A 6,723-nucleotide genomic window follows, 5' to 3' on the forward strand; every position below is an offset into this window, starting at 1 on the left:
ACCTTGGGTCAATTGCAACAGCCGGAAGAAGCAATCGCCGCCTATGACGAACTGCTGGGGCGGTTTGGCGGCTCGACAGAACCTGCCTTACAAAAACAGGTTGCTAATGCACTGAATGGCAAAGGCTTCACTATTTTACTACAGGCCAAAAACAGCCACGACAATCCCGAACAAAAACAAAATCTTTTACAGACAGCATTGGATAATTTTGCCCAAGCCCTGACACGGACACCAACAGAAGGCCATACCATAATATTAGGGAACCAAGCCTACACCCTATTTTTATTAGGTAGAGCAGCAGAAAGCGAACTGCTTTTAAAAGCAGCCTTAACACTAGGTGGTCAAGCCCTTTACGATGCCGAACTGGCTGATAGCCGTATCCACTCATTGCCCGAAGATGAAGGCTTCCGTATCTTGCTGGATCGCTTATGGCAAGAAACCCAAGCGCCTATGGCGGGCGAGGCCTAGGCAAGTCGGGGCGGCAGCAACCTAACCGAACGCCATAACGCCGCTTACCCCGCCACCCAGCCCCGCACCTCATCATTATCAACCCAGCGGTAAATCTCCGCCACCGCCACGCTCAAGCCCACCGCCTCAAAACTCACCTCGTCGCCCCAAAAATAATGTTCCGACACCCAGCCCGTGCGTTTGCGGCAGACTTCGACATCGACAAAATCTTGCTCAATCAGGATATATTCGCGCAAACTGGGCAGGCTTTGGTAGGCGAGGCGTTTGGTGGTTTCATCCATACGCCGCGAGGATTTTGACAGCACCTCGACAATCAACGTGGGGGCTTCGGTGTAGTAATCGTGCTGGGCGGTTTCGTTACAGACCACCATCGCATCGGGATAGAAAAACTGGCTGCCGACTTTAATTTTTAAGTTGGAACTATAAGGTACGCAAGACTGGTCTTTTAAGGCGTTTCTTAATTCGCCAAAGACATTGCCGACGATTTTTTCATGGTTACGGCTCGCCCCTGCCATGGCATACACCATACCGTCGATATACTCATGCCGGACTGTCGCCGTCAGTTCTGCCGCCAAGTAGTCCGCTTCACTGACCCAAGGCGTTTTTATGGATAAATTAGCTGACATAATAATACCCCGTCGTTTGTAAACCCGCACCACATATATACTTCAAACGGTCAAGTTTTCGGTTTTTTGGTAGGGTACGCTGTACCCTACGGTGAATTGTAAAAGCCGAAAACTTGGCCGTTCACAGTATAGGTCGGGCAGGCGGTTTCTGCCCGACAACCCCTCAGGGTGCATACGCCCTTTGCCCCTACCTACACCAACAGCAGGCAACAAAGCCCATTCAATACATATCCCAACCGCGCTTACGCCGCCAACCTAATTTCGGCAAGATAAACCCTAAAATCACGCTAAAGAACACCAATATCCCGCCATACAAAAACCAATCTTGTTCGCTGGTGTTTTTCAGGCTGGCGTTCTCGCGCTCCAATTGCTCCAGTTTGCGTTCGGCATTAACGACGCGCTCTTGCAACTCATCGCGCTCGTTTTTTAACTGCACAACGCCCGCCGCCGCTTGTTTCAACTCGCCCAACTCCAGCTTTAATTTATCGCGCTCTAAGGCTAACGAGCGTTCCAGCGATGTGCCGGGGGTGATGGCGTCTTTAACGATTTTCAGCTCGGCTCTTAAGGACAGGTTTTCCGACTGTAAGGATTTGAGGGTCTTATGGTTGGTTTCCATCTGCTCTCGGGCAGGCGGTTCTTTTTGGGTGTGGCGGGTTTGGATATAGCCCTCCGTGCCGTCGTCCATGCGCACGGGGGTAAAACCGGTTTTGGTTTTTGCCCCGGTCACGGTCAGCGGCGTACCCGTGGGCAGCAGCTTAATGACTTTCGCCTCGTTATCGGGGGCAGATTTTAGCGATAAATTGAGATTGTCGGTGACGTATACGGTTTCTGCCTGCGCCCCGATAGGGGCAAGCAGGACGATAATCAGCGCGGTGTGTATTTTGTTCACGGAAATCCCTACAGTTAGCCGTTTGATAAACGGATTTTAACGTCATTTACCGCAGAGCAGAAATTCCAGCAAGGCTTTTTGGGCATGTAAACGGTTTTCGGCCTCTTGGAACACTACACTTTGCGGGCCGTCGATCACCTCGGCACTGACTTCTTCGCCGCGATGGGCTGGCAAACAGTGCATGAACAGCGCATCGGGTTGCGCTGCCGCCATTACTGCCGCATCGACCTGATAGTCTTTAAAGGCTATCTCGCGTTGTTTTTGCTCTTCTTCTTGCCCCATGCTCGCCCACACGTCGGTGACGACCAAATCCGCACCCACCGCAGCGGCGACGGTATCAGGGAAGAATTTCACCCGTCCGCCCGCAGCGGCGACTATCGCGGCGGCGGGTTCGTAGCCGACCGGACAGGCGATGTGCAGGGTAAAGTCCAACACCATGGCGGCATGGATGTAAGAATGGCACATATTATTGCCGTCGCCGATCCAGGCTACAGTTTTGCCTTGCAAGTCGCCGCGCAACTCAAAAAAAGTCTGGATGTCGGCGAGCAATTGGCAGGGGTGCTGTTCGTCGGTCAGGCCGTTAATGACCGGGACGCGCGAATGCTCGGCAAACGTGGTGACGGTGGTGTGTTTGTCGGTGCGCAGCATGATGCAATCGACCATGCTGGAAATGACTTTGGCACTGTCGCGCAGGGGTTCGCCGCGCCCTAATTGGGTGTCGCGTGGCGATAAAAATAAGGCACTGCCGCCAAAATGGCTCATCCCGGCCTCAAAAGAAATGCGGGTGCGGGTGGAGGATTTTTCAAAAATCATCGCCATGACGCGCCCCTTTAAGGGCTGGTAATCAAGGTCACGGTGATTTTTTAGTTCGATGGCGCGATGGATAAGGGCGCGCAGTTCGGCGCCGGATACATCAAGCAGGCTGATAAAATGTCTGGGATTCATGAAACTGCTACCTACAACTGTGCGGTAAACGCTAAAATTAGGGGTGATAAGGTGTCAACGAGCAATTGGATTTGCGCCTCGTCCATAATCAGCGGCGGCAGCAGGCGGATAGTCCGCTCGTTAGTGACGTTAATTAACAGGCCGGCTTGCAGGGCTTGGCCGACCAATTCCGCACAGGGGCTGTCCAGCTCTATGCCGATCATCATGCCTTTATGGCGGATATCGACAATATGCGGCTGGCCTTGCAGGCGTGCGCTAAAACCTGCGCAAATAGCGTCGCCTTTGCGGGTGGCGGCGGCAATCAGGCCGTCGGCCTCCAGGGTCGCCAACACCGCCAACGCGGCACTACAAGCCAGCGGATTGCCGCCAAACGTGGAGCCGTGGCTACCCGCCGTCAGCACCTCGGCGGCTTTGCCCCGCGCCAGACACGCGCCTATCGGCACGCCGTTGCCCAGAGCTTTTGCCAGTGTGCAGACATCCGGCAAAATACGGTTATGTTGGTAAGCCAAAAACTGTCCGGTACGGCCTATGCCGGTTTGGATTTCATCTAGCATTAACAACAAATGGTGTTGGTCGCACAATGCCCGCAGTTGGTTAAGGTAGTCGGGGGCGGGGATATTCACGCCGCCTTCGCCTTGGATAGGCTCGACCAAAATGGCGACAATATTGTTGTGCTGGCTGATCGCGTCGGCGACCGCGCCGACATCGTTATAAGGCACACGGATAAAGCCTTCGACCAGCGGAGCAAAACCTTGCTGGATTTTGGCGTTGCCGGTCGCGCTTAAGGTCGCCAGCGTCCGCCCGTGGAAACTTTTTTCCATGACGATAATGGCAGGTTGGTCGATACCTAGGCCATACCCGTATTTACGCGCCAGTTTAATCGCTGCTTCGTTGGCCTCGGCTCCGGAGTTGCTAAAAAACACATTATCCATGCCGCTCAGGGCTGTCAGTTGGTCGGCCAACTGTTCTTGTACGCCGATGCGGTAAATATTGGAAGTGTGCAGCAATTTTTGGCTTTGTTCGCATAAGGCCTTATGTACCGCCGGATGGGCGTGGCCTAAACTACACACGGCGATGCCGGAAAGGGCATCCAGGTAGCGTTTATTTTCGCTATCCCACAACCAAGCGCCTTCCCCGCGCTCGAAAGTGACCGCTAAACGTCCGTAAGTTGGCATAATGTGGCTGGTCATAAGGTCTACCTATTAACAAAACAAGGGCTTGTATAACCCGATAAAAAAATGGTCGATTATAAGTTTCAATTTACCCCTAAGCAAGACCCGTTGTTAATATTTGCGTTTTTAAGTGCTATAATGTTGAGAAAGCCGCTAGGTATTTGTCTTTATTTAATCAGTGAGTGATGTCTGCTATGAACGTGATAGAAAGAATTAAGGATCAGCTTGAGAACAATCCGGTCGTGTTATACATGAAAGGCACGCCCGACTTCCCGCAATGCGGCTTCTCTGGGCAAACCGTGCAAATACTGGACTTGTGCCAAGCCAAGTATATGTATGTGAACATTTTTGAAGACCCCGAACTGCGCGAAGCGCTGAAAGATTATTCCAGCTGGCCCACTTACCCGCAATTGTATATTAGTGGCGAATTGGTCGGCGGCTGCGACATTGTCGTGGACTTGTATAAGAAAGGTGAATTGGCGACCCGTTTGGCGGCTGTCGGCGGCGTTGCCGAATAAGGCTTAAGCCGGATAGCTGTTTTGTCGGTGCGGATACCTGCCCTCTTGGGTATCCGCACCGACACGATAGGCAAGCTTTCCCTGGGAGCGCGGGCATCCTGCCCGCCGCTTTTCAACACACCAGGCCACCCCGCCCCATAATAGCCCCGTGCCGCCATGCTTTTGTGCGCAGCAAGCTTGGCAAAACCTTATATTTATTAGGCTTTTTTATAAGCCAAATTTTTCGGGCAAACATCCGTCCTAACCCCTCTTAAAAACCAATCCGCTTAACTTGACATACTCGCTTAACGGACTATTAGGTTATAATGTGCCGCTAACCTAGGCTTTCATAGCCAACGCTATGAAATACATCCAAACTTTCTACTTGTAGCAATCCATAATGGCAGCGAACTCACCCTCACCTTCGAATGTATCGACCCCTATAGACTTTGATTCTATCAAGAATCTGACCGACACCGAAGCCAGGGCCGTTGACCAGCTCATTATTAACGAACTCAGCTCCGATGTGGTGCTGATTAACCAAATGGGCCACTACATTGTCGGCAACGGCGGCAAACGCCTGCGCCCGATGCTGCTGCTACTGGCCGCCAAAGCTTTGGGCGGGGTCAGCGACAACCACCTGATCCTCGCCGCCGTCATTGAATTTATCCATACCGCCACCTTACTGCATGACGATGTGGTTGACGAATCCGACTTAAGGCGCGGCAAAGAATCCGCCAACGCCGTTTGGGGCAACGCCGCCAGCGTTTTGGTCGGGGATTACCTGTATTCCAGCGCCTTTGAAATGATGGTGCGCACGGGCAATATGCGGGTAATGGAAATCCTCTCCAAAACCACCACCGCCATTGCCGAAGGCGAGGTGCTGCAATTGCTCAACTGCAACAACCCCGAAACCACCGAGGCCAAGTATCTGGAAGTGATCGCGAGAAAAACCGCTATCCTGTTCAGTGCCGCGACCCGTTTAGGGGCGGTCTTAGCGAATACCGATGCCGATATTGAAGAAAATCTGGCGCGTTACGGGCAACATTTGGGCATCGCCTTCCAATTGATTGACGACGCGCTCGACTACAAAGCCAATCAAGAAGACTTGGGCAAAAACTTAGGCGACGACCTCGCCGAAGGCAAGCCGACCTTGCCATTGATTTACGCCATCCAAAACGGCACCCCCAGCGAGGCGGAAATTATCATTGCCGCGATTCAAAACGGCGACCGCGAGGCCTTTAACGCCGTTTATGACATAGTGCAGCGCACCCAAGCGATCACTTACACCGAACAACGCGCCGATGAAGAAGCCCAAAAAGCCATTGATGCCCTCGCTTGCCTGCCGGAATCCGAGTACAAGCAAGCTTTGACCTTATTGGCGAAATTTTCCGTACAACGCAATTACTAAAGACCGCGTAGGTCAGGCAAGCATAGGTTTATGCCTACTTTGCCTGACCCCTGACCTATCCCTTAGCCGTGCAAGTTACCTTAACGACCATCTTTTTACTGTGTTGCAGCAATGTCTTTATGGCTTTTGCATGGTATGCGCATTTAAAAGAACTGCATAACAAACCCTGGCTGATTGCCGCCCTCATCAGTTGGGGGATTGCCCTGTTTGAGTATCTGCTGCAAGTGCCCGCCAACCGCTTAGGCTATACCGTCATGAGCTTCGCCCAGCTTAAAATCTTGCAAGAAGTCATTTCTTTAGGCGTGTTCGTGCCGTTTTCCATCTGGTACTTAAAAGCCCCGCTCAAGCTGGATTATCTATGGGCAGGCCTGCTGCTGTGCGGGGCGGCTTATTTCATCTTTCGGGCGAAGTAACGGCTCCCCCTACCGTTAAGCGAAGCCAGCATATTTCGCGTAGGTTGGGCAAGCGGTTCGCCCGACATTTGCCAATGCCGCCAGAATTACGGTAAGGAACGTGCATAAAATAACCTCGGCATAAGCATTTTTGGAGCGCGGGCAAGATGCCCGCGCTCCAAGACCCGTACCTTTAACTCGATCATCAAGTTTTTAACATTCGGATAAATAGTTCAGCTACTGGGTATTGAAAGTTTTAACAAATTAATTTAAAACAATAAGTTGCAATGGAATCCGGCTCCCTCCCCTGATGGGGAGGGCTG

General features: G+C 52.2%; 8 protein-coding genes. 4 read left to right on the forward strand and 4 right to left on the reverse strand.

Annotated features, from left to right (window positions below; translation table 11 throughout):
* On the forward strand, positions 1-468 hold a 468-nt coding region (locus AADEFJLK_RS16295; RefSeq protein ID WP_211299236.1), incomplete at its 5' end, for a hypothetical protein.
* A 44-nt stretch (positions 469-512) separates the two neighbouring features.
* On the opposite strand, the gene AADEFJLK_RS16300 is transcribed toward AADEFJLK_RS16295, so the two are convergent.
* The 4 genes from AADEFJLK_RS16300 to AADEFJLK_RS16315 form a co-directional block, all read right to left on the reverse strand.
* Positions 513-1,094: a Uma2 family endonuclease gene (locus AADEFJLK_RS16300; RefSeq protein WP_103974971.1), complete on the reverse strand. Its 582-nt coding sequence runs from the start codon at positions 1,092-1,094 to the stop codon at positions 513-515.
* 220 nt (positions 1,095-1,314) lie between these two features.
* Positions 1,315-1,983 carry a TIGR04211 family SH3 domain-containing protein gene (locus AADEFJLK_RS16305; RefSeq protein ID WP_103974972.1) on the reverse strand — a complete coding sequence of 223 codons (669 nt, stop codon included), beginning with the start codon at positions 1,981-1,983 and terminating at the stop codon, positions 1,315-1,317.
* Positions 1,984-2,025: 42 nt separating this feature from the next.
* Entirely contained in the window at positions 2,026-2,928 is a 903-nt protein-coding gene (gene argF / locus AADEFJLK_RS16310; RefSeq protein ID WP_103974973.1) for an ornithine carbamoyltransferase, read from the reverse strand.
* A gap of 11 nt (positions 2,929-2,939) precedes the next feature.
* Positions 2,940-4,118, reverse strand: a complete 1,179-nt coding sequence (locus tag AADEFJLK_RS16315) for an aspartate aminotransferase family protein (RefSeq protein ID WP_103974974.1) — start codon at positions 4,116-4,118, stop codon at positions 2,940-2,942.
* A 176-nt stretch (positions 4,119-4,294) separates the two neighbouring features.
* Between AADEFJLK_RS16315 and grxD the strand changes: the two genes are divergently transcribed.
* The 3 genes from grxD (at position 4,295) to AADEFJLK_RS16330 (ending at position 6,421) form a co-directional block, all read left to right on the forward strand.
* Complete coding sequence (gene grxD, locus AADEFJLK_RS16320; RefSeq protein ID WP_103974975.1) at positions 4,295-4,618, forward strand: Grx4 family monothiol glutaredoxin; 324 nt, start codon at positions 4,295-4,297, stop codon at positions 4,616-4,618.
* A gap of 379 nt (positions 4,619-4,997) precedes the next feature.
* Positions 4,998-6,008, forward strand: coding sequence for an octaprenyl diphosphate synthase (ispB, locus tag AADEFJLK_RS16325; protein ID WP_088621119.1), 1,011 nt, complete (start codon positions 4,998-5,000; stop codon positions 6,006-6,008).
* A 68-nt stretch (positions 6,009-6,076) separates the two neighbouring features.
* Complete coding sequence (locus AADEFJLK_RS16330) at positions 6,077-6,421, forward strand: DMT family protein (RefSeq protein WP_088621120.1); 345 nt, start codon at positions 6,077-6,079, stop codon at positions 6,419-6,421.
* The last annotated feature ends 302 nt before the right edge of the window (positions 6,422-6,723 follow it).

The organism is Methylovulum psychrotolerans (assembly GCF_002923755.1).
GTDB lineage: Bacteria > Pseudomonadota > Gammaproteobacteria > Methylococcales > Methylomonadaceae > Methylovulum > Methylovulum psychrotolerans.